Here is a 25903-nt window from a genome sequence, read left to right as displayed (position 1 = left end):
CGCGTTAAAGGATGATTCAGATGAAAATAGCGATAGCACATGATTACTTAATCCAAATGGGCGGGGCAGAAAGGGTGGTAGAGGTATTCCACGATATGTATCCGGAGGCTCCGATCTTCACAACGGTGTTCAGCGACGAACGCCTGTCAAGCAACTTGAAGGATGCGGATATTAGAGCCACCTGGCTGCAGAACCTCCCGGGAGTGAAGGCCAATTTCAAAGGAGTGCTGCCGCTGTATCCCATCGCTATCCGTGATTTTGATTTTAGGGATTTCGACATTGTGTTAAGCTCCAGCAGCGCATTTATGAAAAGCATCCAGGTACCTAAACATACGTTTCACATTTGTTACTGTCACACACCGATGCGGTTTGCCTGGGATTACGATACATATATGGCCCGGCAGTCCAAATCCAACCTGCTCAAAAGCATGCTCAAGCTGTACATGAATCGGTTGAAAACATGGGATGCCAAAACTTCTCGCAACGTAGACCAGTTTGTCGCCAATTCTTCCGTCGTCAAGCGGAGAATTCTGCACTATTACCAACGGGAGGCGGATGTTATTTTCCCTCCTATTAATACGTCACGTTTCGAACGTGCTGCAAGCATCGGTGATTATTACCTGATCGTATCCCGATTGGTGTCCTACAAGCGCATCGATCTGGCGATCGAGGCATTCAAACGCAACGGTCTCAAGCTGCGCATTGTCGGTGAAGGACCGGACCGTAAAAGACTGGAGTCCATGGCTTCCCCGAACATTGAGTTTCTCGGCAGGCTTGAGGATCAAGAGGTTAACAAGCTGATGGCAGAATGCCGGGCGCTCGTTTTTCCGGGAGAAGAGGACTTTGGTATTACGCCTTTGGAGGCGAATGCAGCCGGACGGCCTGTCATCGCTTTTCAGGGCGGAGGCGCGCTGGATACCATTGTCCCTAATGTGAACGGTGTGTTTTTCCGCAAGCATGAGGTGGACGATGTGCTGGAAGCAGTCGCCAGGGTCGAGCAGCATGCATGGAATGTGGATGACATCATCACCCATGCCCGTAAATTTGATGAAAATACGTTCAAGGATCAATTGAAAAAGTATGTAGAGCAAGCCTATGTGAACTTTCTAAAAGGAGGATGAACGGAATGAAGCTGGCTGTAATCGGTACTGGATATGTTGGGCTCGTCTCGGGCGTATGTTTTGCACACAAAGGTAATGAGGTGATTTGTGTCGATCTGGAGCAATATAAAATCGACATGCTGAACCGCGCAGAATCTCCGATTTATGAACCTGGTATTGAGGAATTGATCTCGCTGAATAAGGAAGCTGGCCGTTTGGAGTTTACCTCGAATTTGGCCGATGCGGTACGTCGGTCGGATATCGTTATTTTGGCAGTAGGTACACCTTCTCTGGCTAACGGTGAGGCGAATCTGTCTTACATTGAGCAGGCGGCTGCCGATGTCGGGAAAGCGATGAACGGGTACAAGATTATTATGACCAAGAGTACTGTACCTGTCGGAACAAACGAAAAGATCAAAGACGTAGTGTCCCAGCATACGAATTATTCATTCGACATCGTATCTGCTCCGGAATTTCTCAGAGAGGGCTCTGCCATCAACGATACGCTTCACCCGGATCGCGTCATTATTGGTTTGGACAATGCGGGGCTGCGTGAAACGATGGTTACCCTGCATCAGGTGTTCACGGATAAAATCTATGTGACCGATATCCGCAGTGCTGAAATGATCAAATATGCATCCAACGCATTTCTGGCAACCAAAATTTCATTCATTAATGAAATTGCCAATATTTGCGAAAAGGTTGGCGCGGACGTAACCTGCGTGGCTGACGGTATGGGCATGGACAAACGGATTGGTTCCTCTTTCCTGCAAGCAGGCATCGGGTACGGGGGCTCCTGCTTCCCGAAAGATACGAATGCGCTCATCCAAATTGCGGGTAATGTAGACTATGAATTTAAATTGTTAAAATCGGTAGTCGAGGTTAACACCGACCAGCGCTTTATGATCGTATCCAAGCTGCGTGAATCGCTGGGGCAGCTGCATGGCGTGCCGATCGGTATTTGGGGCTTGGCCTTCAAACCGAATACAGACGACATTCGTGAAGCACCGGCGCTGGAAATTGTAGAAACGCTCATTCAGGCAGGCGCTATTGTGAAGCTGTATGACCCGATTGCGATGGATAAATTCAAGGAGCGTGTGAATCACCCGAATATTGTATGGTGCTCCTCCCCGCAACAAGCCGCCGAAGGAAGCGATGCCGTGTGCTTGCTGACAGATTGGGAAGAGTTCAAAAAAGTCGATCTCGTACAGCTGTCTTCCGTTTTGCGCAAGCCTGTTCTGATTGACGGCCGTAATGTATTCACAGAGGATCAGATTCAAAGCTCCGGGCTGGAATACTACTCCGTGGGTCGTCCGCGGATGAGCGGGTGGAATCGGGATAAGGTGGAAGCTTAAAAAGTGACTTTGGCGGTGTTGGGGGCGCTGCGCGTTCCATTTGATCTTCCGATCGCTGTTGCAGCGGGATTCCTGGATTGTATAAAACATTCCAAGGTAAGAATCCCATTGCAAAGGCGAACGCTGACGCTTCTACAGATTCAAATGGCCCGCTTCGCTGCTTTTACCGCATAAAGTCACGATTTTTAACCTCCCACCTTATGGGGGAGGTAGAAAGGGCGTATCGGAAGAAGCGGCACGCTTGAAGCCGCTCCTTCCGATCAAGGCCGCCATGCGGCTGCGCCGCGCCCGAACGTCTTTACAGGCTGACCGGACTTAATAATGTCCGGTCGTGCCTTTTTGCAATAAACGGTATGATCGGCATGATGCATTTTTGAGTAGCGCAGGGATGGATTTGAATCTGGAGAAGCGAAGCGTTCGCCTGAAAGCTTTCCAAAGGAAAGTTCGCATCGGAAGCATAAGCTTGGAACGGGATTCAAACCTTTATACGGTTTTATACAATCGAATGAATCCCGGTCCAACAGCGATCGTAAGATCAAATGCAGCCCGTAGCGGGCTACTCAACCTTGCCCATCCGATCACCCACACATTATAGAGAGGAAGTGGAGAGTTATGAAGCTCGTACTTTTGTCTGGTGGTTCCGGTAAAAGATTATGGCCTTTGTCTAATGATTCCCGTTCCAAACAATTTTTAAAGGTACTGGAGAGCCCGGAGGGGATTTCGGAATCTATGGTGCAGCGGGTATGGAGACAGTTGGGGGACAACCAATTATCTGAGTCCTCGTTCATTGCGACAGGGAGAGCACAGGTCGAAATGATCCAGAGCCAGGTCGGACAGGATATACGTATCATTGTTGAGCCGGAACGTAGAGATACCTTCCCTGCCATTGCGCTGACAGCAACTTATCTATATTCCATTGCTGGTGTTTCGCCTAATGAAGTTGTTGCTATATTGCCTGTAGATCCTTATGTAGAGGATGCTTTCTTTGCTACAGTTGCCCAGTTGGAGCACACACTTCAGGAGAGTGAAGGCAAGCTTGCATTAATTGGAGTCGTTCCTTCCTATCCATCTGAGAAATATGGTTATATTATTCCAAAAAATGATGCCACCCAAGGGAGCACAGGCTACCGTGAAGTGAGCCACTTTCAAGAGAAACCCGACCGTGAGCAGGCGGAGCGTCTAATTGAACGCAATGCTCTATGGAACTGCGGGGTTTTTGCATTCAAATTAAGCTATTTGCTTGATATCTTGGCAGCCAAGGGTTTGCCGCTGAACTATGAAGAAATGCAAAAGCAATACGCATCTCTGGAAAAAATCAGTTTTGACTATGAAGTAGTCGAGAAGGAGAAGGACATTGTGGTTCTTCCGTATGATGGATTCTGGAAGGACTTGGGCACCTGGAATACGCTCACAGAGGAAATGTCCCATCAGCAAGTGGGCAGAGGGGTAGTAACGGAGGATTGCGTCAACACAAGTCTCATTAACGAGCTCGACATTCCTGTGGCGATTATCGGGACAAATGATCTCATTGTTGCCGCCAGCCCGGACGGTATTCTTGTGACCAATAAGGCGGAAAGTCCACGCATTAAGGAAGTGCTTAAGGCTCATGATCAGCGTCCGATGTACGAGGAGCGTCGTTGGGGGCAGTATCGAGTTGTGGATTATGTAAAGTACGATGAAGGCAACGAGGTGCTGACCAAACGAATCCGCGTGCGCAAAGGTAAAAATATCAGCTACCAGTTGCATTTCAAACGCAGTGAAATCTGGACCATTATCAGTGGTGAAGCGGAAATTATTTTGAATGAAAAGCTGCACAAAGTGAAGGCTGGTGATGTCGTGCGTATTCCTGAAGGAACGAAGCATAGCATTTTGGCCGTGACCGATGTGGATTTGATTGAGGTGCAAACGGGGTCTGAGCTGGTCGAGGAGGATATTGTACGTTTTTGCATGAATTGGAATGAAATTTCTCGTCACCAATTTATTTCATAAATTTCTTCGTAAAAATGAAAAAAAGACGAATTGATGAATATTTATAGCCCGAACTGTCGAAAATGCACGAAAATCTGTAAATTCTTGCACTTGACCTATTAAATTTTGGTAAAAAAAAGTCGATACTTAGGGTAAGAAGGAATCCAAACTCCTTCCAACGATAAACGCAGCCCTGTCGAAAGGTAGGTACGCAAAGCTAAAGGGCCTTCCGTAGGGATGGCAGCCTGGCTACCGAAAGGAAGAGCAAAAGTGAGATTCGATTTTATTCCTCTGTATCGACTGATACGCCATGCACTCCCCGTAGTTATACTTTTTTCTTTGTTGCCCGTCGGTTTTGGTGAATCTCTGTCCGTGGCGAATGCCGCTGCATTACAGCCTGTTGATTCGGACGCTTCTACTCAGGCCCGTGAACTATACAGCTATTTACTCAGCATCTCGGGGAAAAAAATAATCACCGGTCAGCATGATTATTTGGAAAGTCCAGATGAACTAAGTAACAAGATCCAAAAAATCAGTCAGTCGTATGTGGGTGTGCACGGCTATGAGATGGGAGCCATCTCCGGCCAATCTGCCGATACGGAAGCAGAGCAACGTAAAAATGTCGTCGATAGTGCTATCCGCTGGAACAGATCCGGTGGCATTGTGACGATGACTTTTCATGAAGCACTGCCAGGTAGACCACTGACTTGGGCCAATGTGCAGGCGAAAGTAAGTCAGACGGAGTTCAATAAATACGTGACGCCAGGCACTACGCAATACAACCTCCTCATTGCCGATCTGGATAAGGTCGCTGTATCGTTAAAGCAGCTTCGTGATGCGGGTGTTCCGGTTTTATGGAGACCTTATCACGAAATGAACGGTGACTGGTTCTGGTGGGGAAACAAAAACAATTTCAATCAGCTATGGAATATCATGTATGACCGTTTTGTAAACACACATCAATTGAACAATTTGTTGTGGGTATGGAGCCCGAATGCTCCTAATTCGTACACCTTTCCGTATACCCCTAAATATCCGGGAGATGACAAGGTGGACATCTTGGCTGTAGACATTTACAACAATGATTTTAAACAAAGTCATTATGAAGAACTGCTCGGATTGGCAGGGAATAAGCCGATTGCCATCGGGGAACACGGTGAGATGCCAAGCTCCGAGGTATTACAGGCTCAGCCCAAATGGGTGTATTCCATGACTTGGGGCAAGATGCTCTCGGAGAATAACACAACGGATCAAATTCAGGATTATATGAATGATTCGAGGAGCTTGACGCGAGATGATGTGGAAAATGGATTGGCAGCCATTCAACAACCCGGGACAGATGTACCGACCATACCGGATGGGGGGCAAAGCGATCCTTTCCCGGCTCCGCCAGTAGTGATCGTTCCCCCGGCTCCGGCGCCTCCTTCTGTTTCGGATGAGGTTTATGCGAACGGGCTGCGGGGCGAGTATTTTAACAACATGAATCTGGATGGTAGTGCTGCTTTGGTCCGTACAGATAGCAAGCTGGACTACAACTGGCGTGCTGCTGCAGCTGATGCCAAGGTGAATGCTGATCAGTTCTCGGTTCGCTGGACCGGTAAAATAAGGCCTCAATATAGTGAGACCTATACATTTACAACGATATCCGATGATGGTATCCGCGTATGGGTAGACGACAAGCTGATTATTGATAGCTGGTTCAAACAAAGCTGGACAGAGCGTAAGGGCAGTATCACCTTGCAGGCGGGGAAAATGGTAGATTTAAAAGTTGAATACTATGATGAAAAAGGCGACGCGATGGCACGTCTGATGTGGGAAAGTCAGCATGAAGCGAAAGCGGTTGTTCCCGGTAACGCTTTGTTTCTTCCTTAATAGATTCTCTTTCCCGGTCAAAAATTTTGAGGAGAGAGAGTGGATTATATGATGAAAAAATGGTTGACCCACAGGTATACGGCAGTATTATCAGGGCTTTTTGGGATCGCAATAATAGCGCTGATTGCTTGGTTGATTTACACGCCTTCAAGGAGCGTAGAACTGCAGACGGATAAAGTAGCGGCAGCCAGTCCGGTATGGAAGCTGGGTCAGAGGGATGACTCTTCGGCGGAATTTAAAGGGCTGGTCGATAGAAAAAGTGTCAATATTTCCGCCTCTGCTGCTTCTACCGAGACGTCTGCCAAAGGAGCAGCGGCAGTGATGTCCGTAGCAGAGAATACATCGGCCCCGGTATTGCTGGGCAGTGGAGATATTCCTCCCGGCTTGAATGCGTCCATGAATCCCGAATTGTCGCTCCAGTATACGCTGGATCAGGTTCCTCCCAATGGGATGATATTCCGTGTACGGATATTGGATGCGGGCAAAGCTGTTCCGCAAATGGCTGTATTTTCAAATCATCAGCTGTCCGGTATTATTCAGATCGCCGGGGTTTCCGGTACGGGCAGTGCATATAACTACAAAAGCAACTATGAGCTGTATATCCCTAAAGAGCAATTGCAAAGCGGTGTTAACGTACTCAAGCTAAAGACAGCGCGCTGCCTATACTGCTCCTCTGCAGAAGATAAAAATGTGTGGTGGACTTGGGATGACTTGAGCTTGGAGACGTTAGCTTCACCTGCAACTGAACCGATACACGGTAAATATATATTGACTGGAACGAATGTGAACAACAAAGAATTCTATTATGATCAGGGTGCGGTCAAGCATTTACCATACGTTCTCAAATGGCTGGGAATTGCTTATAGCGGCAATGTCATGAGGGTCACCTGTGCCAGCAATGTGGGCAAGGCTTGTACAGACGCGGATGATTACTATCAAACGTTGAAGCAGTATAATATGCAATCGTCTGCTCTGTACTTATATACGGGCGATATCAAGCTGCAAAGGGATGGTTCTCTGCCAGAGACGGCCAAGCAAAAATTGCGCGATTATGTAAAAAAATATGGTTCATACCTTCAATATTATGAAGTAGATAACGAACCCGGGTTGTTTAATCGCTCGAAGGCAGTCAATCTGGCTGTGGCCAAGTGGTTTAACACGGAAGGCAAGCAATTGGCACCGCATCTCAAAACCGTAGCGCCGGGCTGGGCCTATTGGCCTACGTACTCCACCAAGGCTTGCAAAAATCAAGTTGGAGGCACGCTCAAATGTGGTGACCCGGATGGATGGGAAAGAGATCCGGCGCAGCGTAAGCAGTTGGAGGACGTCACCGACCTGACCAATGGACACGCCTATGGTGAATCCTATAACGAAGAGAGCGGAGGCAGTTTCGTTCAAAATCTGAAAACCTTTGGCGGTTCGAGCAACGGGCTGGCCAAGAAGATGCTGAACACGGAGTTCGGTACGAACGATACGCATCGGGACAACCCTGAGTACGGGGCCAGTCAGCCACAAGCAGCCGCTTTTGACCGTATTATGCGTTCGCAAATCGGGTTTGCTGATATGTTTATCCAGCATGCTGCGTTTTATAAGGATTATACGCTGTTTAAAACCGGCTTTGATCTGCAAAGCCACAACCCGGCAAGCACAGAAATTTATCCGTTCGGGGAAGGGCAGGACAGTCGTGTAAAGATCATGAGACGTTTGAGTCTGGCATATGCCACCCACGGCAAACCGCTGACCTATACGGTGCTGAATCGAGAGGATACCAAGGATAAGATGGTCTACGTTCGTGCAGTGGACACGTCCAAGCTTAAACCGCTGGCAGGCAGTGGCGCTACCTCGGACAAATTGCTGGTGAACCTGGTGAATTTCGAGGATTCAGCACAGACCATTCGCGTACGGGTAACGATGCCGAAAGCCGGTGTGTACGCTGGTGAGCGTTTTGGAGCCGGCGCTACCTACAGTCAGGCACAGCGTTCCATATCGGGACTCAAGGCTTCACCTGCCCTTGATTTTGAAGAAAAGCTGGGTCCTGGTGAATCGGTACAATATATTTTGGAACTGAAGAGTACGGATCAGTCCACAGCCTCAGCCCCGACAGGGGTAAAAGCCGCCTCTGTTCAGGATGGGGCGGTAAAGATTGATTGGCTTCAGGCAGAAGGCGTATCCTCCTATGATGTACTGCGTGCAGATGGGACAGACGGGGTTTATCAGGTAATTGCCTCGCAAGTAGCGGGAAGCACCTACACGGATCGTACAGTGAAAGCCGGAAGCCACTACGCCTACAAGATCCGAGCGACCGGAGGCACCCAGATATCTCAAGCAGCCGAGGTTGCTTAATGATTACTGCGAGCAGTATAGGACCTTGGCTGAAGAATACCCGTCTGATATCGCCAAAAAAACAAAAGAGAACCTATCAGGAAAAATAGGACCTGACAGGTTCTTTTTTTATTAATAAATCGTACTGAATTGGCAATACATTACGTATAATGGAGAAAAAAACACGAAAATCCTTTAAAATTCTCGCCATAAGACGACAACATTGCAGGTATGTATTCATATATAATAGGTTTGTTCATAACAATACATACATGGGTTGTAGGGAATCTTTTTCCAGTGACTAAGAATAAAAAAGTGAGGTTAGTGCTGAATGAACAAGGAGACAGAATCAAGGGTGGACAGCCCTCTTCTTCGGAACAACGCACGGAGAGCAGGCAAATCTGTCATCCGCCTAGACATCCGTGACATCTTGCTCCAATGCGGCATTACGATGCCAGAATGGATAGAGAGCGACCTAGACAAAACCAAGTGCCGGAAGGACAAGCACGTGTAATTCCTTCCGGCTGTCTTCTTTATTTCATCATTCGTTCCATACGGACAAACGCGATAAAGCGCTTGGCTTCTTCCTCAGACAAGGTACGTCCGTCAATCGTCAGGTTGAAACGCTGCAGAATATCCTCATCGGACAGTTCCAGCTGATCCACAAACTCCTTCACATCTGAATCCAATATCGCTGTAGGATGGCTCGTGCGTCCCACCAGGTAATCAATGGTTACTCCGAAAATATCGGCAAGCTTGTTCAGGATCTCAAAGTCTGGTTTGCGTCTATTTTTTTCATAGTGAGAAAGAGCCGCCCGCGTAATTCCGAGGGATTGCGCTAGTTCCTCTTGTTTTAATCCCTTATGTTCCCGTAATTCAGCGATTCGGGTTCCATAATTCATCTTTTTTTCCTCCTGAATACAAGGTTGAGAAAGTGAGAAAAGCAATTTTACACTTGACAAGATACAATTTGTATCATAAATTAGTTATGTAAGTTACATATTGTATCACTATTTTGTAGTATTCACGGATGTCATGGTTTATATACTTTAACAGGCCACCGATGATCAAGCATTTGTGCTTAATCGCTGGCTAGACCTGCTATGCGCTATTATATAACATTTTACTATAGATTAGAGGCTCATGCATCGTTCTTTTCCCCGGTGTGCAGAGGATCAGTACAAGCGTTATCACATCGAAAACAAGTCAATCAGGGAGGTCTGGTCTTGTGCAGTTGAAAGAGTACATCCGTGTGATCCGAAAAAGAATGTGGTTGATTGGGAGTATCGTGCTGCTGGTATGTGCTGTAGTGGGCATAAAAAATGTATACTTTACCCCGCAAGTGTATGAAGCGACGGCAAAGCTTATTATCAACCAGACGCCGCGACCGGATCGTGCAGGTGTCGTCGATTACAGTGTCGTACAAACGAATATAGCCTTAACGAACTCCTATAAGCAAATCATGATCTCCTCGGCGATTATGGATCAGGTGGTCGCCAGCTTCCCCGATCTTAAGGTTACTCCGACAGTTCTGGCTCAGAAATTAAGAGTGAACACCGCCGGTGATTCACAGGTCATGGATGTGACAGTTCGCGACTTATCGTATACAAAGGCTGTGAAAACCGTCAATGCGGTAGCCAAAGTATTCAAACGACAAATTCCCTCTATCATGAAAATGGACAATGTCACGATTCTAAGTGAAGCCAGTTTGACTGACCCGGCAATTCCTGTGAACAGTAATCCCGCTGAACAGATGTTTATTGCCTTTGCCATCTCCTTGTTGCTGGGTATAGGCTTGGCATTTTTGCTGGAGGTATTGGATGACACCTTTAAGAATGAGGAGGATATTGAAAAAGAACTCGGCCTGCCGACTCTGTCTTTGATTACGAAAATGAAAAAAGAAGATAAACGCTCTGACAGCTCCACTACAACTCCTAAACAGGTAGGTGAAGGACAATATGCCGCGATTAATCAATAATCAGCTGGTCACATCCCTGCATGCCCAGTCTTTCGTTTCGGAGGAATATCGTATGCTCCGCACAAACATCCAGTTTTCCTCTATAGACGAGCCGATTGAGGTTATGATGGTGGCGTCTGCTCAGGCGGGAGAGGGCAGGACGGTCACGATTAGCAATTTGGCTGTAACCTATGCGCAAGAGGGAAAAAAGGTGCTGGTTATGGATATGGATTTGCGTCGCTCCTCCTTGCATCATATGTTTGGCTTGCGCAATCATACGGGACTGACTCGGGTACTTGCCAATCAACAGGCGTGGCAGGATGTGGTTCAGGAAACCGGGATTGACCAACTGCATGCGATGACAGCCGGACCGAACCCGCCCAATCCGTCCGAAATGCTCAGCTCCCGCAAAATGAAGGCTCTGCTGGTTGAGTTAAAAGAACATTATGACGTGATCCTGATGGATACGCCGCCATTGCTGTCTTTTCCGGATGGCCTCATTATTAGCTCTATGTGTGATGGTGTCATTTTGGTCGTACAGGCAGGGAAGGTCAAAAAGGATGTCGTTAAGAAAGCAAAAGCCCACTTAGAACGAGTGAAGGCGCGCATTTTGGGCGTAGTGCTCAACAATGTGAAGCGATCGAATACCCGCGCGCAGCGTGGAATGGAGGAACGCAGCCTGACATAACTAAAAAGAAGGTGATCGAAAAATATTAAAAATTCCTTTAACAATGTACAAGTGAAACTTAATGATAAGAGAGTGAGGTGATGAAACGTGTCTTCTTCCCGCTCAAACGAGGCAGAAGTTTTGGGCGCGTCAGTGGATGTATACTCGGTCGCTCACAGGCTTGAACGGCGCCAGGGATTGAGCCTGTATCCGTTCGTGAAGCGCAGCATGGACATTATCCTGTCTTTCATCGGCATCATCGTGTTATGCCCGGTATTTCTGCTCGTGATTTTGCTGATTAAGCTGGAGGACCCGAAAGGAAGCGCGTTATTTTACCAAATTCGTATTGGCAAACATGAGCGTCCATTTCGCATGATCAAATTTCGTTCCATGGTATCAGATGCTGAGGACCAATTGTCTGCACTGCTGCTGGAAAACGAAATCGAGGGTGCCATGTTCAAAATGCGGAATGATCCGCGAATTACCCGTGTGGGCCGATTTCTCCGCAAAACGAGCATCGATGAGCTGCCGCAGCTATTCAATGTGCTGCGTGGGCAAATGAGTCTGGTAGGTCCCAGACCACCGCTGCCAAGAGAAGTCCATGATTACACAGTGAGAGATAAGCTGCGTCTGACGGTTACACCGGGTTGTACCGGGCTATGGCAGGTCAGCGGTCGCAATCATCTGAGCTTTAACGAGATGGTAGAACTGGATTTGGAGTACATATCCAGACGCAGCTTACGCACAGATATGATCATCATGCTCAAAACATTTCGTGTACTGCTGGGCTCCAACGATGCGTATTAAAGTCATTTTAACAAGGAAGGGTAGGGGATAGGCATGGATCTTCATTCCAATATATATGTAGCCGGGCACAACGGGCTGGTAGGTTCCGCTATTGTTCGAGCGCTTGAGGGAGCAGATTACCAGCATATTATTACTCGCACCAGTCGTGAGCTGGATCTGCGCAACAAGGAGGCCGTAGATCACTTTTTTGAAACAGAGCCTGTGGATTATGTGTTTTTGGCAGCGGCCAAGGTTGGGGGGATTTTGGCGAACAACGAATATCCGGCTGATTTTATCCGCGACAATCTGCTCATTCAAACGAATGTGATTGATGCGGCATACCGGGCCAATGTAAGCAAGCTGTTGTTCCTCGGCTCTACCTGCATTTATCCCAAATTTGCTCCGCAGCCCTTGCGGGAAGAGTATCTGCTTACCGGTGAGCTTGAGCCTACCAACGAAGCCTATGCGATTGCTAAAATTGCCGGAATTAAAATGTGTCAATCCTACAATCGCCAGTATGGAACCCGTTTTATTTCGGTGATGCCGACGAATTTATATGGCCCGGGGGACAATTTTGACCTCCAGACCTCTCATGTGCTGCCCGCGCTCATCCGCAAGTTTCATGAAGCCAAGCTGAATCAAGCTCCAACTGTAGAAGTATGGGGCTCCGGCACGCCGCGTCGAGAATTTCTTCATTCTGATGATTTGGCGGAAGCCTCCCTGTTCCTGATGAACAACTATGAAGGAAATGAAATTGTGAATATCGGGGTGGGTGAGGATATTTCCATCCGTGAGTTGGCTGAACGGGTGAAGGATGTGGTCGGTTATGAGGGGGAAATTACTTTTAATACATCCGCTCCTGACGGAACGCCACGCAAGCTGGTAGACGTGTCGCGAATTGCCGGTTTGGGCTGGTCGGCGCGTATTTCGCTGGAAGAGGGATTAAGGTCTGTGTATGAGGCATTTCAAGGTCTGAACCTGGTTGAACAATAAAAAAACGGTGGGGGAATTGGAATGAAAAAAGCGCTGATTACAGGGATTACCGGACAAGACGGATCTTATCTGGCTGAGTTGCTGCTGTCCAAGAATTATGAGGTATACGGGGTACGCAGACGCACCAGCACGCCGAATTTTGAAAATGTAGCCCATATCCAAAATGACATCCACTGGCTGTCCGGTGATATGACCGATCTGGCTTCCCTGATTGAAGCCGTCCGTCAATCCGACCCGGACGAGGTCTACAACCTGGCTGCTCAATCCTTCGTAGCAGCTTCATGGCCACAGCCCCTGGCTACAGGACAGCTTACAGCGCTATCCGTCACCAATATGCTGGAGGCCGTTCGGATTGCCAAGCCGGAGGCGCGGTTTTATCAGGCGTCGAGCAGTGAGATGTTCGGTAAGGTGGTGGAGACGCCGCAGACGGAAACAACACCGTTTTACCCGCGCAGTCCTTACGGTGTCGCTAAGGTGTACGGTCATTGGATTACGGTGAACTACCGCGAAAGCTTTGATATGTTTGCTTGCTCCGGCATTTTGTTCAATCATGAATCACCCCGCCGGGGATTGGAATTTGTAACGCGCAAGGTATCGGATGCTGTAGCCCGTATCAAGCTTGGATTGCAACATGAGCTGCGTATGGGGAATTTGGATTCACTGCGGGACTGGGGTTTTGCAGGGGATTATGTAAAGGCCATGTGGCTGATGCTCCAGCAGGATCAACCGGATGATTACGTCATTTCCACGGGAGAGATGCATTCCGTACGCGAATTGCTGCAAATTGCCTTTTCCTATGTAGGTTTAAATTATGAGGATTATGTTGTTATTGATCCTCAATTTGTCCGGCCGGCGGAGGTAGACCTACTGCTCGGCGATTGTGCCAAGGCCAAGGAAAAGCTGGGCTGGCGATTGGAAGTAGGCTTCGAGCAGCTCATTCATATGATGGTGGATACAGATCTGGAGCGGGTAAAAAGGCAGGCTGCAGTCGAAGCTTCCATCGTCGTGTAAGACATGGAGGGGCCACCCGCCTAGCCGGGAGGTCTCTTCGTTGTACATGATTGCAGCTGCATCGAATAGCTGACATGCTGTAAAGCCGCGCGCAAGGTCATTTTTCAAGATGGAGTAGAACCTATGACATTAGTCAAAAACCGCGTCAAACCGCGCAGAAGTTTGCTGGTCAATACATCCTGGCTGTTCGGTGACAAAATGATTCGCATGGTGTTCGGGCTGGCGGTCAGCATCATCATGGCGAGAGTGCTGGGACCGGAGGAGCTTGGAAAATGGAATTATGCCGAATCCTTTTTCGGGATGTTCCTGATCTTCACAACTCTTGGCTTTGATTCCATATTAGTACGCGATCTCGTTAAAGACCCTCAAGATGAGCACGAGCTGTTGGGTACGGCGGTTCTCCTGAAGCTATCGGGTACTTTGGTAGCCATCGTACTGTCCTATTCCTTCATTTCGCTGCTCAGGCCTGAGGACAGTTCGGTACGGTTGATCAATCTGATCCTGGCCACGGCCTCGGTGTTTCAGCTGTTTGATATCATCGACTACTGGTTCCGGGCGCAGATGTTGTCCAAATACACGGTCATTGCCAAGAATACAGCCTTTGTCCTCAGCTCCACTGCCAAAATCATTTTGTTGCTAACAGGTGTTCCGATTTGGGTGGTGGCGCTGTGTGCTCATGGCGAATTCCTGCTGGGGAGCCTGCTGCTGCTGTATTTCTTCCGCAAAGAAGGACGGCGTATGAAGATGTGGACGTTCCGCCTAACCATAGCCCGGCGGATCATGAATCACAGCTGGCCGCTTATTTTGTCATCCTCTGCTGTATATGTACAGGCACGGATCGACCAGGTCATTATCGGTGAGCTGTTGGGGAATGCTGCGGTCGGGCAATACTCCGTTGCGCTCCGGCTTATCGAAGTGCTGGGCTTTATTCCGGTCGTTATTACAACAGCCTATGCCCCGGTGGTGACTCGTTCCAAGCAGAAAGGAAACGACGAATACAAACAGACGTTGTCTAACGTGTATCAGCTGATGTTTATCTGCTTTCTTGTGACCTCGGTCCCGCTATTTTTTTTATCCCAATGGGTGGTGATTGTGCTCTACGGGAGGGAATTTAGCGAAGCAGGCTCACTGCTGTCCCTGTTTGCGATTCGTCTGTTCTTCACCAATTTCAGTGTTGCCAAAAGCCTGTTTATTACCAATGAGAATTTGTTCAAATATACGCTGTTGACCTCGCTCGTGGGCGCCATCACGAATATAGCTTTCAATTATGCGCTGATCCCGCTGCTCGGTGTGAGAGGATCGCTCGTGGCAACGATCCTGTCTTTTACGATATCTGTATTTTTATTGGATGTGTTGTTTAAAGAAGTCAAAGCCAATCTGGGTTGGATGATGAAGTCGATTCTGACCTTCTGGCGTGTTCATATTACAGTACCGAAAGTTGGAGAGAGCAATCATGATACCCATTAAACCGTTTGTTAGGCATGAGGGACAGTGCCCGCATTGTGGAGGCAAGGTACGGGGTGGAGAGGTGTTGTGGCAGGGAATCCACGTATGTGTCAGCACTTGCTGTGAGGGCTGTGGACGTGAGTATATCGAGGATATGCGAGTCGGTCATGCCACCTATTCACCTTATCGAGTGGAAATGCCTGACTATATCCTGACCGGGGATGCGAAGTCGAGAAAATGGCTTGGAGAGCCTTTGCGGCAATCGTTGATGAATCCTTCCTATGATTTAACGATCGGTATGACTGTGCATAAAATGAAGGCCTTCGAGCGCGTGATCATCGTCAACACGGTGGACTATTTGTATGGTCATGCATTGCTCAAGCTGCTCAATGTGCAGCGCGAATACGAGCAGTCGCCGGAACTGGGGATCATCGTTATTGTGCAAAAGCCGCTGGAGTGGATGGTGCCTGCTTTTGTAGCGGAAATCTGGACGGTCGATGTGCCGTTCAGCAAGGCACGAAACTTTCATCCTGTGCTGCACCATCGGATGATTGAGGAACTGATGCGCTTCGAAGAGGTATATGTCAGCCCGGCGTATTCACATCCCAATCAGTTTGATATTAAGCAGTTTACAGGTATCCCCCGCTATGACGATGAGCGTGAATCGGAGCCGCGCATTACCTTCGTATGGAGGGAAGACCGTTTGTGGAGCGGCAGCCATCATATGGCAAGGGCGGTGCAGAAATTTCCACAGCTCAAACGCGGGCTGAAACCACTGATTTATCACCAGCGGAGCAAAATCATCCGGTTGTTCCGCAGGCTGCGGGAATCCTTTCCGGATCATCGGTTTACAGTCGCCGGACTGGGGCGTAGCGGGCGTTTCCCGGCATGGATTGCCGACGAGCGTGTCGCACGTTTTGACCGCGAAAGTGAGCTGCGGGTATGCAAGGTGTATGCAGCCAGCCGATTGGTGATCGGCATTCACGGCTCCAATATGCTGCTGCCCTCTGCACATGCCGGTATGACGATTGATCTGATGCCCAAGGATCGTTGGGGCAATTACGCGCAGGACATTTTATTTCACGAAACCGATCATCGGCTTACGGCTTACAAATACCGCTTTGTGCCGATGGAATCGAGCGTGGCTTTGGTGGCGGATATGGCAGCCGCCCAGCTTAAAGGGGCAGAGCACTTCCAAATGCAGATGATGGAGGAAAGGCAGCGTGAGCATTCGGTTTGGAGGGGGGAGGCCGCTTCGGGACGGATTTGATCTTGGATCGACTATTGTGGATGGAAGCCCGCTGTGGGACGGATTTGATCTTCCGATCGCTGTTGACGTGGGATTCCTTGGATTAATAAGCCCTGTAAGAGGGCGGAATCCCCCGTCAAAGGCGAACGCTGCCGCTTCTCCAGATTCAAATCCTTACCCTCCGCTACGTCCCGCCGCCGCCAAAAAGAATTTCCTCCCTGCCCATAGGGTGGGGGAAGGGAAGAGCATTAGGCGATAGCTTCGCCTTATCGCCGCGAATTTCTCGCCGGGCATGTAATGTTGGCGTAATGCACACTCATCACAGTTCTCTGTCAAGGTGACAAAGCTTGATGAATAGCACTCCCGGCAGGCAACAATCTAGCCATAGTTAAGATCTCCTGGTCAGCCCGAAGATAGTATAGCTATAGCCATGCTGGCTTGTGAGCTTGACATAACTGTGCCAAGCTCACAAGCCGTTCAGCGCAGATCAACACCTGCGCGCATTCGCCGCGTCACCCAGCGGAGCGGGGCATTTCATGCCAAAGTTCCCTTTTTAAAAATAGGGTGACTTTATGGACACGGCGGTCAGCAGCGGAGCGGTCCATTTGAATCTGGAGAAGCGATAGCGTTCGCCTTTATCCCCGGATTTTACCCTTTAAAGGGTCTATATCATCAGATGAAATCCGGGGGTAACAGCGATCGTAAGATCAAATGGAACGCGCAGCGGTCTCTGAACCCTCGCCCCCCATAACTCACCCAATATGTAATGGCAGGAGTCCTGATGATGGTTCAAAAAATATTGTATCTTCGCAACTTTGCCAGCCAGGTGAACGGAGCCTCGTACAATTTGCAGGAAGTCGGCTTGGGCAAAGCGCTCGTTCGTAAAGGCTACGATTGCGATATTGTCTACTACAACAATCATAAGGAAACCCGTTTGGAACAAGTCTACCGTCATGAAGGCTGCACCCTGCGCATCATCTGGCTTCACGGGTTTAAGTTCCTGAGCAACAGCATCTACCGGGATGTCCTCAAGGATTCGTTTTTGGCTGCTTATGATTTGATCATCTCAACCGAATACAACCAGATGATGACCTATCTGCTTTCACGAAAATGTCCCGATAAGCTGGTGCTGTATCACGGCCCGTACCGGGATCATACACACGTGCTGCTCCGCAAGCTGTACGATGTATTGCTGCTGCCGAAGGTAGCAAAGTCTGTTCGCCGTACCTACGCCAAATCCGATCTCGCCAAGCGTTATCTGGAGAATAAGGGCTTTGACAACGTGGTTACGCTTGGGGTCGGACTGGATCGCAGCAGACTGGATCACAGCAGACTGGATCATAGCAAACTGGATCATAGCAAACTGGATCATTGCAAAGCAGAGAGAGCATCCAATAGTGCCAACCATGAGAACAGCGACAACGACGGAAGCGGCGAATATGAAGAAAACCGCGAGGTCGCGGATGAGCTGAGACGAATCGGGGATCGCCCGGTGTTGCTATACGTCGGCGTACTGGAGGAACGAAGAAATATTCGTTTTATGCTGAGCCTGTTCAAAGCAGTACTCCAGAAGCACCCTGATTGCCTTTTGCTAATGGTCGGGGATGGGCGGAAGGCGGATACGGATCGCTATTGGGCCTATGCTCATGAGCTGGGGCTGACGGACAGCATTTTGCATTTTTCAAGGGTCGAGCAGCGTTATCTGTGGCAGGTTTACGGTGTGGCTGACCTCATGCTGTTTCCGACCCACTATGACATTTTCGGGATGGTGCTGCTGGAAAGCATGCTGTTTCGTGTCCCGATTATCTCTTCGGTGAATGGTGGCTCCGTTACCTTGATTGAGGATGGAGTGAACGGTGTGATGCTGAGAGGCTTTTCGGAAGAGGAATGGGTTGGCCGAATATCTGCATTGCTGAACCATACTGAGCTGAGACAAAGTGTGGCTGAGCAGGCGTCCCTTACCGTTGAGCGCATGTCGTGGGACCGTATTGCAGATGAAATATTAAGCCACCAACCGATGAGGCCCGTAGATTCGGGGCGTCCCATGCAATCAACGCAGGAAAGAGGGGCAGCTACGTGAGTGAACAGGTTAGTAGGCAGATGAATTCTCCTGTAAGCAAGGTGCTGATCATCCACAACTTTTATCAGCAAAGCGGGGGAGAAGACAAGGTTGTCGAGCAAGAGTCGGCTATGCTGCACTCCAGAGGCATAGAGACAGAGCATTATTATGTGCATAACGACAGCATCCAGAGCAAAGGGCTGGCGAACATGGCAAAGCTGGCGGTGGAAGCGACATGGTCGCTGCCGGAATTCAAAAGAATCCAAAAGATGCTTTTGCAGGTGAAGCCGGATGTGGTGCATGTGCATAATTTTTTTCCGGTCATTTCTCCTTCGGTCTACCATGCCTGTGAACGGCTGGGGATTCCGGTCGTCCAGACGCTGCATAATTACAGGCTGATTTGTCCGGCTGCGACCTTTATGCGGGGGAATGAGGTTTGTGAAAAATGCCTGCACGGCACACTATTGCACTCCATCCGCCATGGCTGCTACCGAGGCTCACAGCTGCAGACGATTCCGGTGGCGGCAATGATCAAGTTCAACGAGTTGATCGGCACATGGCAGCACAAGGTAAGCCGCTACATTGCGCTAACGGAGTTTGCACGGAACAAATTTGCGGAAAGCGGCATTCCGCTGGATCGCATCTCAGTAAAATCGAATTTTATTCAACCTAAAACAGCGGAAGCCAAGTATGACCCGAATGATCGTTATCTGTTGTTTGTAGGGCGGATTTCACGGGAAAAAGGAGTGCGCAATCTGCTGCAAGCCTGGTCCGGGCTGGAGGATCGGGCGGGCCTGAGACTGGTCATCATTGGGGACGGCCCGGAAAAGGCTGAACTGACCGCCGCTTACCCGCAGGAGGATATCCGGTTTCTCGGCCAGCAGGATGCAGACACGGTGCTGGATTGCATGAGTCGGGCCATGTATGTCATGGTGCCTTCCATTTGGTATGAGGGCTTTCCCATGACGATTGTAGAGTCCTATTCCGTCGGAACTCCGGTGCTGTGCAGCCGGATCGGCGCGTTGGAGGAAGTGGTAGAGGATGGGGTGACGGGTTTCCATTTTCAGCATGATGATTTGGAAAATATAAAGACCGTAATTCGCCGTGCAGTAGCCTATGAAAATTATGCAGCTATGAGACAGCAGGTGTCGGAAATATACACTGCACGCTATACGGAGGAAGTCAATGCCAAGCAGTTGATGGCGATATATAGCAAGGCTATGGAGGAGCGTAATGATGAAGCAGCTGCCTCAGTATAGAGTTGGAAGGATCGCGGACGCAGAGATTGCGGCGCTTACGTTTCAGGAGACGGTGCACACGCTGGAGCAATGGGCAGCCGGACGAAAGAATAGCTATGTCTGTATCTGCAACACGCATTCGATTGTCACGGCGGGGAATCAGCCTGAGTTCCACGAAGCACTCGCTCGTGCAGATTTATGTACTCCGGATGGCATGCCACTGGTATGGGCGCTTAAGCTGTACGGATTTGAGCGTCAGGATCGGGTGGATGGCCCCAGTCTGATGCTCAAGCTGTGCGAGCGTGCGCCACAGACGGAGGTGAGCGTATATTTTTACGGCAGTACGCCGGATACGCTGGATAGCTTAATGGAAAGGATGAGACAGGATTACCCTGGAATCCGCATCGCAGGCAGCTTTTCACCGCCATTTCGGGAGCTTCAGCCAGATGAGGAGGAGCGGATCATTCATGAAATCAATGCGTCAGGTGCGCATATCATATTCGTCAGCTTAGGCTGCCCGAAGCAGGAAATATGGATGTATCGCAACAAGGATCGCGTCAGGGGTGTGATGATTGGGGTAGGAGCGGCCTTTGACTATATTACCGGAAAGGTTCGCAGACCGCCGTTAACGATACAAAGACTGGGATTGGAGTGGCTGTACCGTCTGATCTGTGAGCCGAAGCGGTTGTGGAAGAGGTATGCCTATAACAATCCAGTGTATATCTATCGTTTTCTCAAATCCTATCGGCAAAACAAACGGCTCACGCTCTATCATAATCGGCACACGGGGAGAGGTATAGAGAAGTGAAGCCGGGTAAAAGCACGATGCAATAAGACAGCATGTAAAAGGGGGAATCGCTTTGAAGCTATGTGTAATAGGTGCCGGGTATGTTGGACTGGTGTCGGGGATCTGTTTTGCTGCACTTGGGAATACCGTCGTCTGTATCGATCAGAATGAGGACAAAATTCGTCAGCTTCGCGCAGGAGGAGTACCGATTTATGAACCGGGATTAAAGGCGTTAATCAAAGACAATGTCGAGCAGGGCCGACTGAGCTTTACGACAGATACAACCGCTGCGGTAAAAGAGGCCGAGATTGTTATTTTGGCGGTGGGTACACCTTCACTGCCAAGCGGCGAAGCCAATCTGTCCTATATTGAAGGAGCCGCCTGCGAGGTGGCTGATGCCATGAACGGCTACAAGGTGATTGTTACCAAAAGCACGGTGCCTGTCGGCACGAACGAACGGATTCAGAACCTGATTGCAAGCCGCACGAGCCATCCTTTTGGCGTCGCTTCGGTGCCTGAATTTTTACGTGAAGGCTCGGCAGTACTGGATACGCTACATCCGGATCGCATCGTCATCGGAGCTTCCGACCCGCATGTGGCCTCAGTGCTGACTGCGTTGCACGAGCCGCTCACGACGAACATCCTAACCACAGATATCCGTTCGGCGGAAATGATCAAGTACGCGTCAAATGCTTTTTTGGCGACCAAAATTTCGTTTATTAATGAGATTGCAAATATTTGCGAAAAGGTGGGCGCGGATGTCACGCGCGTGGCCCACGGCATGGGGCTGGATCAGCGGATCGGTTCCTCCTTTTTATCCGCAGGTATTGGCTATGGCGGCTCTTGTTTTCCCAAGGATACACAAGCGCTGATCCAAATTGCGGGCAATGTGGACTATGAATTCAAGCTGCTGAAATCCGTGGTGGAAGTGAATCAGGGGCAGCGCTTTAATGTGATTCGCAAGCTGGAAGAAGCGCTGGGCGAGCTGGAAGGAGCCACGATTGGCATATGGGGGCTGGCATTTAAACCGAACACAGATGACGTAAGAGATGCCCCGGCGCTGGATATTATGCAGTCGCTGCTGGAGGCAGGAGCGCAAATTCGTGCCTATGACCCGATCGCTACCGCTAACTTCCGCAAACTGCTGGACAGCTCGGAAATAACGTGGGCGGATAGCGCACAGGAAGCGGCAGAGGGCTGCGACGCACTGTGTCTATTGACAGAGTGGGAGGAGTTTGGCGAGGTGGGGCTGGGTGAGCTGAATGAGCTGATGAAGCACCCCATTATGATCGATGGACGCAATGTATACAGCGAAGAGCAGATCAGGCGGTCGGCCTTTGCGTATTATTCGGTCGGCAGGCCGCAGCTGAACAATATGGATGTAGATTATCAGCGCTCCGTATTGAATCCGTAAAGGGGAGGCTCCGTATGAAACGATGGCTGAAAATGAAAATAGTATTGGGTGCTGCTGCGTTGTTGTTCGTGGGTGCTGCTGCTTACACCGCTTATATGTATCATTCCTTTAAAACGGCGGCCCATGCGATGTATCATCCGCGCAGCCTTGTCCAGCCAGGGGTGATCTCTGCTGTTGCGACAGGCGGAGCAGGACGTTCAGCAGGTGCAGACACCGGACCTAATGCACCCAATCCTGCAGCCATTTCCCAGTCTAAGCCGTTCACCGTGCTGGTGCTGGGGGTAGATCAGCGTCCTCATGATTCGGGCCGTTCGGATACGATGATCGTTCTGTCCGTCAATCCGGCGGCAGGCTCTATGCTGATGTTCAATATTCCGCGTGATACGCGAACAGAGCTGATCGGCAGGGGACGTGAGGACAAAATCAATCACGCTTTTGCTTTTGGCGGAGTGGATATGTCGATCCGTACGGTAGAGCATTTTTTGAACCATCCGATAGATTACTATGTACAGATGAACATGGAAGGGTTTGCGAAAATGGTTGACCTGGTGGGGGGAGTCACGGTTAACAATCCACTTGATTTTCAGTATGAGGGCCATCATTTTGCACAGGGGAATCTGACATTGAATGGAACAGAGGCGTTGGCCTATGCTCGTATGCGTTTTGATGATCCGCGTGGGGATCTCGGGAGAAACGCCCGCCAGCGCGAGCTGCTCAAGCAGATTCTTGCACAGTCGGTCAGTAAGGAAGGGCTGCTCAGGGCCAAGCCGATTCTGGAGGCAGCGGGGGAGCAAATTCGCACGGATATAACCTTTGACGATATGACAACCTTTCTGACCCGGATCGGCCCGTCTCTCAAACAGACAGATACGGTTGAATTAAAGGGGCACGGAAGTAAAATCAACGGAGTATATTATTATTTCGTGGATGATCAGGAACGTCAGCGTATTCATGAGCTGCTGGAGAAGCATTTGCTCACCACGGCCGTATCGCCTAATTAAGCGAAATGCAAGACGGGTGCACTTGAAGGAGTGGCCCCGTTATTTTCTTCTAAACTCATCTTGTCCCACATACATCTGTAGAGTATCCAGTAGATCGTCCAGCAGAGGGAGGGGCAATCGGTGCTATTTAGAAGGAGAGCAGCTTCAATGTTCATGTTCATTCGGAGGCTGTTGTATTTTGCATTGATATGTGGATTGTTATGGCTGCTGTGGCTGGGACTGCGCGGAGTCATGTCTACGGGGGAGGATAATCAAGCGGTAAAAGTGCTGAACGACTTCTACACCATGGAGCAATCGGGAAATTTCGGCGGCTCATGGGAGCTTTTTCATTCACAAATGAAGAAAAAATTCGAGAAGTCTACGTATGTACAGCAGCGTGCACACGTTTTTATGCAGGATATGGGGACGGATACGTTTACGTTTGAGCTGGGGGAGCCGCAGGCTGAATATGATATACGTACAGATCAGGATGGAGAAGGGGTAGGAAAGGCTTACCGTATTACAGTCACCCAGCATTACAAGACCCGATTCGGTACTTTTAATATTGTACAGCCTTGTTATGTGACGCAGGAAGGCGAGGAGTGGCGGGTGCTTTGGGTATACAAGGAGAAGGAATAGACGTGACAAGGTGTTCCCGAAAGGTGTTTCTGAAAGGATAAATATGGTACAATACTTCCAAAACCGGAAATGAACAGAAAAAGAGTTGGGCTTCACTCCGGATGGAAGGAGTTTCATAGCATGCAGCAAGCGACAGGACAGGTTCCCGTCATACGTATGGAGGGTGTGAGTAAAATCATCTCCTCGAAAGCGATTGTGGACGATCTGACGCTGGAGGTTCCGGCAGGACAGGTATTTGGTTTCCTCGGACCCAACGGTGCGGGAAAAACGACCACGATCCGCATGATGGTTGGCCTGATTTCGATAAGCAAGGGCGATATTCATATTTGTGGAGACAGCATGAATACGGATTTTGAAAAGGCTATTTCTCACGTCGGTGCGATTGTTGAAAATCCGGAGATGTACAAGTTTTTGACAGGCTATCAAAATTTGCAGCATTTTGCACGAATGTCTCCGGGGGTGACCCAGAAGCGCCTGGATGAGGCGATACGCTTGGTAGGGCTCGGAAACCGGATTCACGATAAGGTCAAAACCTACTCGCTCGGAATGCGGCAGCGACTTGGGGTAGCTCAGGCGATTTTGCATCGACCGAAGCTGCTCGTGCTGGACGAGCCGACCAATGGTCTGGACCCGCAGGGGATTCGCGAACTGCGGGATTATTTGCGTCAATTGAGCCGTACCGAGGGAATTACCGTATTCGTATCGAGTCATTTGTTGTCCGAAATGGAGCTGATGTGTGACCGTGTAGCCATTATTCAAAGTGGACGGCTGGTTGATATCAAGCAGCTGAAGAATACGGCGGGAGAAGTGCAGACGGAGGAAATTGCCTTTGAGGTCAATGATGCCGAGCAAGCTTGTGCGCTTGCCGGAGCAGGGCGCGTCGAGGGCAATCAACTGCTGCTTCATCTGGAGCGGGAACAGATTGCAGAGATGAACAGCCTGCTGGCTGCCAACGGAGTCAAAGTATATGCGATTCACCCGGTTGCCCGTACGCTGGAAGATCAATTTTTGGAAGTGACGGGAGGCGGGTCCATTGGCTGATTTCTCCAAGCTGGTACATAACGAAAATCTGAAAATTTACCTGCGTGTCCGCACATGGATTATGCTGGGGCTGCTGGCGGTCATCACTGCTGTGATTCCGATGCTGATTTCCCTGATTTCCGATCAGGTCAGTGTGTGGGATGGGATTGTGTTGACGACAATGTTTACATTTTTCCTCAATACGACGTTTACGGTCATTGTTGCCGCTGATTCGGTGGCAGGTGAATTTACTTGGGGAACGATTAAGCTGCTGCTCATCCGGCCTTGGACACGCAGCAAAATTCTGTTGTCCAAGTATATATCCGTTATTTTGTTCAGTTTGCTCGGAACGATCATTTTGATCCTGATGGTTACGCTGTCCTCTTGGATGATGCTATCCAAGGATGCGCCAGCAGGTTCTGTTCCGCTGTTCAGTGATCCGATATCTTACGTAACGCTGAATTTCTTGTATAGCTATATCGCCTTATTCGTGACGATGGCCTTTGCTTTTATGCTGTCCGCTGTTTTTCGTTCCAGCGCCTTGGCAATTGGACTGTCGCTGTTCATGATGTTCACCAAAACAGTCTATAATTCTATCGGTCTGTTTAATACGGATCGTTTTGCATGGACCCAATACGTACTTTTTACACATATGGATCTGAAAAAATATCTTGACATGCCGCCGGGGACGGTAAGCTCTGATCTTACCTTTTCTCTAACCATGCTGGCCGCTTATTATGTGGTGTTTATAGCCGTTGCCTGGATCGTTTTCGTAAAACGGGATGTTGCAACCTGATCCGAGTCTCTTGCACAGCCTGATTTCCATAGCATCAGAATTTTTGCAAATTGCTAAAATCACAAAAAGGACGTTCAAATGCCTCCATTTGGACGTCCTTTTTTTCTATGTTAACGATATTTAATCTATTTTCAACAAGAATCAATCCGTAGGGGCGTTTTGCGTTTAATCATTGCCATGCACCAAAATCGTCATACGCAAGGTATACCATTTATTTGTGAAGTGCAGAGTGGAGGATATAATG

The 25903-nt window shown here is 49.3% G+C and carries 22 protein-coding genes and 1 riboswitch; of the genes, 21 read left to right on the top strand and 1 reads right to left on the bottom strand.

Annotated features, from left to right (window positions below):
- Positions 1-20 precede the first annotated feature (20 nt).
- The 6 genes from B4V02_RS19240 to B4V02_RS19220 all read left to right on the top strand — a co-directional run bounded on the left by B4V02_RS19240 (position 21) and on the right by B4V02_RS19220 (position 8638).
- Positions 21-1121: a glycosyltransferase gene (locus tag B4V02_RS19240; RefSeq protein ID WP_007429207.1), complete on the top strand. Its 1101-nt coding sequence runs from the start codon at positions 21-23 to the stop codon at positions 1119-1121.
- Positions 1122-1126: 5 nt separating this feature from the next.
- Positions 1127-2455 (top strand): UDP-glucose dehydrogenase family protein, encoded by a 1329-nt coding sequence (locus B4V02_RS19235; protein WP_094155988.1) that lies wholly within the window; start codon positions 1127-1129, stop codon positions 2453-2455.
- Between the two features lie 3 nt (positions 2456-2458).
- Positions 2459-2629: a hypothetical protein gene (locus tag B4V02_RS25950; protein WP_157739755.1), complete on the top strand. Its 171-nt coding sequence runs from the start codon at positions 2459-2461 to the stop codon at positions 2627-2629.
- A gap of 438 nt (positions 2630-3067) precedes the next feature.
- Entirely contained in the window at positions 3068-4444 is a 1377-nt protein-coding gene (locus B4V02_RS19230) for a sugar phosphate nucleotidyltransferase (RefSeq protein WP_007429210.1), read from the top strand.
- 155 nt (positions 4445-4599) lie between these two features.
- A riboswitch (cyclic di-GMP riboswitch) is annotated at positions 4600-4680 on the top strand.
- A gap of 13 nt (positions 4681-4693) precedes the next feature.
- Positions 4694-6295, top strand: a complete 1602-nt coding sequence (locus B4V02_RS19225) for a glycosyl hydrolase (protein WP_094155987.1) — start codon at positions 4694-4696, stop codon at positions 6293-6295.
- 48 nt (positions 6296-6343) lie between these two features.
- Positions 6344-8638 carry a PD-(D/E)XK nuclease family protein gene (locus B4V02_RS19220; RefSeq protein WP_094155986.1) on the top strand — a complete coding sequence of 765 codons (2295 nt, stop codon included), beginning with the start codon at positions 6344-6346 and terminating at the stop codon, positions 8636-8638.
- A gap of 512 nt (positions 8639-9150) precedes the next feature.
- On the opposite strand, the gene B4V02_RS19210 is transcribed toward B4V02_RS19220, so the two are convergent.
- Entirely contained in the window at positions 9151-9519 is a 369-nt protein-coding gene (locus tag B4V02_RS19210) for a helix-turn-helix domain-containing protein (RefSeq protein ID WP_007429214.1), read from the bottom strand.
- A gap of 326 nt (positions 9520-9845) precedes the next feature.
- Here B4V02_RS19210 and B4V02_RS19205 point away from each other — a divergent pair, with 326 nt between their 5' ends.
- The 15 genes from B4V02_RS19205 to B4V02_RS19135 all read left to right on the top strand — a co-directional run bounded on the left by B4V02_RS19205 (position 9846) and on the right by B4V02_RS19135 (position 25659).
- Complete coding sequence (locus B4V02_RS19205; protein WP_007429215.1) at positions 9846-10595, top strand: YveK family protein; 750 nt, start codon at positions 9846-9848, stop codon at positions 10593-10595.
- A complete protein-coding gene (locus B4V02_RS19200; protein ID WP_094155984.1) occupies positions 10576-11262 on the top strand; it encodes a CpsD/CapB family tyrosine-protein kinase in 687 nt (228 codons plus the stop codon). Before B4V02_RS19205 ends, B4V02_RS19200 begins: the two co-directional genes overlap by 20 nt.
- A gap of 87 nt (positions 11263-11349) precedes the next feature.
- Complete coding sequence (locus B4V02_RS19195; RefSeq protein WP_094155983.1) at positions 11350-12048, top strand: sugar transferase; 699 nt, start codon at positions 11350-11352, stop codon at positions 12046-12048.
- A gap of 33 nt (positions 12049-12081) precedes the next feature.
- On the top strand, positions 12082-13020 hold the full coding sequence (fcl, locus tag B4V02_RS19190) for a GDP-L-fucose synthase (RefSeq protein ID WP_094155982.1): 939 nt from the start codon (positions 12082-12084) through the stop codon (positions 13018-13020).
- A gap of 21 nt (positions 13021-13041) precedes the next feature.
- Positions 13042-14031, top strand: coding sequence for a GDP-mannose 4,6-dehydratase (gene gmd, locus B4V02_RS19185; protein WP_094155981.1), 990 nt, complete (start codon positions 13042-13044; stop codon positions 14029-14031).
- A 123-nt stretch (positions 14032-14154) separates the two neighbouring features.
- On the top strand, positions 14155-15498 hold the full coding sequence (locus B4V02_RS19180; protein WP_094155980.1) for a flippase: 1344 nt from the start codon (positions 14155-14157) through the stop codon (positions 15496-15498).
- Positions 15485-16747, top strand: a complete 1263-nt coding sequence (locus B4V02_RS19175) for a hypothetical protein (protein ID WP_094155979.1) — start codon at positions 15485-15487, stop codon at positions 16745-16747. The genes B4V02_RS19180 and B4V02_RS19175 overlap by 14 nt, the downstream gene beginning before the upstream one ends.
- A gap of 763 nt (positions 16748-17510) precedes the next feature.
- A complete protein-coding gene (locus B4V02_RS19170) occupies positions 17511-18806 on the top strand; it encodes a glycosyltransferase family 4 protein (RefSeq protein WP_094155978.1) in 1296 nt (431 codons plus the stop codon).
- On the top strand, positions 18803-20044 hold the full coding sequence (locus tag B4V02_RS19165) for a glycosyltransferase family 4 protein (RefSeq protein WP_094155977.1): 1242 nt from the start codon (positions 18803-18805) through the stop codon (positions 20042-20044). Before B4V02_RS19170 ends, B4V02_RS19165 begins: the two co-directional genes overlap by 4 nt.
- On the top strand, positions 20019-20831 hold the full coding sequence (locus B4V02_RS19160) for a WecB/TagA/CpsF family glycosyltransferase (RefSeq protein WP_094155976.1): 813 nt from the start codon (positions 20019-20021) through the stop codon (positions 20829-20831). Before B4V02_RS19165 ends, B4V02_RS19160 begins: the two co-directional genes overlap by 26 nt.
- A 52-nt stretch (positions 20832-20883) precedes the next feature.
- On the top strand, positions 20884-22224 hold the full coding sequence (locus B4V02_RS19155) for a UDP-glucose dehydrogenase family protein (protein WP_094155975.1): 1341 nt from the start codon (positions 20884-20886) through the stop codon (positions 22222-22224).
- Positions 22225-22238: 14 nt separating this feature from the next.
- Positions 22239-23225, top strand: a complete 987-nt coding sequence (locus B4V02_RS19150; RefSeq protein WP_094155974.1) for an LCP family glycopolymer transferase — start codon at positions 22239-22241, stop codon at positions 23223-23225.
- 120 nt (positions 23226-23345) lie between these two features.
- A complete protein-coding gene (locus B4V02_RS19145; RefSeq protein WP_094155973.1) occupies positions 23346-23843 on the top strand; it encodes a hypothetical protein in 498 nt (165 codons plus the stop codon).
- A 120-nt stretch (positions 23844-23963) separates the two neighbouring features.
- Positions 23964-24884: an ABC transporter ATP-binding protein gene (locus B4V02_RS19140; protein WP_094155972.1), complete on the top strand. Its 921-nt coding sequence runs from the start codon at positions 23964-23966 to the stop codon at positions 24882-24884.
- Positions 24877-25659 (top strand): ABC transporter permease, encoded by a 783-nt coding sequence (locus tag B4V02_RS19135; RefSeq protein WP_094155971.1) that lies wholly within the window; start codon positions 24877-24879, stop codon positions 25657-25659. The genes B4V02_RS19140 and B4V02_RS19135 overlap by 8 nt, the downstream gene beginning before the upstream one ends.
- Positions 25660-25903: the final 244 nt, after the last annotated feature.

This window comes from Paenibacillus kribbensis (assembly GCF_002240415.1).
Classification (GTDB): Bacteria; Bacillota; Bacilli; order Paenibacillales; family Paenibacillaceae; genus Paenibacillus; species Paenibacillus kribbensis.
This window is presented reverse-complemented; position numbering and strand designations above follow the sequence as displayed.